Consider the following 1,380-nt stretch of genomic DNA (forward strand, 5'->3'; position numbering starts at 1 on the left):
GTAGGTACCGACGACGAAGACAATCAAACCACTCTTTCAGGCATCAATCTTTATCCTAACGTTTGGGAACACATCGCCAAAATTAGAAATTTGCGCGGTCATCCCTACGAATTTTATCAAAAAATGGGTTTTGCGATCGTGGGAGTGATGCCCGACGCCAACGGAATTGGCAAGCCAGATATTTTCATGGCAAAGCGGTTGTAAAGTTTAATGTTGGCTCTAAATTTACTGACTGGTGGCTTGCCAATTCAACACTTAGCAAAATTAGTGGTTGAAAGTTTCCCAGAAAATCGGTCTAGTCTGGACGTGCGAACCCCGTTCGAGGGTCGCTAATAAACAAACCCAGAACTAACGAATCCATCACCGTATCCCAGACAGGAGTCAAACGTTCAGCATCGTCAACCCAGTAATCAAAAGTAATCAAACACTGAACATTAGAACCCAATCCAATACAGATTCGCGAATAAGCTTCCCGCTGTTCTGGAGGGTCGATAAACTTAAATTCAGTCCAAACAACGCGGGCAGTTTGCCGCTTCAATTGGATAATTTCCCCAAAAGCGATCGGATTCCGCGTCTCATCTTCAACTACCTTCTGTAATAGCGGCACCAGCGGAAAATCTGCCCAGTTACCAGGTGGTAGCAAATTAAACGAAACCTCCAAACGACAATCATCATCCGGCGGCTTTTTATCCGTAAACCGGAACGACTTAGTATCCGGTTCAAAATGCCAATCTTCCGGGACATCAAAGCGGACTGCACCTCTTCCTGCTACAAAAATTCGAGTTCCAGGCTTTGACTTCCAATTGTGGTCTTCTTTGAGTTCTAGGGTTTCCTTGAGCCATTCTTGCTTTTTGCGCTTAGACATAAACAGAACACCAAATTGCTGCTAATGTGTAGTTTTAGACCTTGCAAACACATTTTAACTCTATTTGGCTCGCCGTTTGCTCAAATATAACAATTCTTACACAAATTATAAAGTCCTCTCTTCTCTATTCCTCTGTGTTCTCTGCGCCTCTGCGGTAAAAAAGAATTCCTTTCACAATTGGCTAACTTTTATTTTTCACTCTTGGGAATCACAGACCTAATTCCCCCTTTATTCCCAGCCGCATCGCCCTTGTAACGGGGGATAACATGAATAGCCGCGTGACTGCGACTTTGACCAGCCTGTTTATTAATATTGATTCCCACATTAAACCCGTCAGGCTGAAACTCTTTACTTAACATTTCTTGCACCTTATTAGCCATAAACCAGCAAGCCGATTGCTCTCGAAACGGCAGTTCAAAATAATTAGCAACGTGACGCTTTGGGATGATTAAAACATGACCTTTGCTGGCGGGATAACCGTCAAACATCGCATAAGCTGTTGCTGATTCAGTTAG

The 1,380-nt window shown here is 43.5% G+C and carries 2 protein-coding genes and 1 pseudogene; 1 reads left to right on the plus strand and 2 read right to left on the minus strand.

Annotation, left to right across the window (positions count from 1 at the left end; translation table 11 throughout):
* Positions 1 to 204 (plus strand): annotated as a pseudogene (locus tag ACUVJL_RS20010) (GNAT family N-acetyltransferase); the annotation flags it as partial.
* A gap of 91 nt (positions 205 to 295) precedes the next feature.
* Here ACUVJL_RS20010 and ACUVJL_RS20015 read toward each other — a convergent pair.
* Positions 296 to 865, minus strand: a complete 570-nt coding sequence (locus ACUVJL_RS20015) for a hypothetical protein (protein ID WP_333052751.1) — start codon at positions 863 to 865, stop codon at positions 296 to 298.
* Positions 866 to 1,053: 188 nt separating this feature from the next.
* The coding region (locus tag ACUVJL_RS20020) for an HIT family protein (RefSeq protein WP_445247435.1) at positions 1,054 to 1,380 on the minus strand (327 nt) is incomplete at its 5' end.

Source organism: Microcoleus sp. OTE_8_concoct_300, assembly GCF_031383065.1.
Taxonomy (GTDB): Bacteria; Cyanobacteriota; Cyanobacteriia; order Cyanobacteriales; family Microcoleaceae; genus Microcoleus.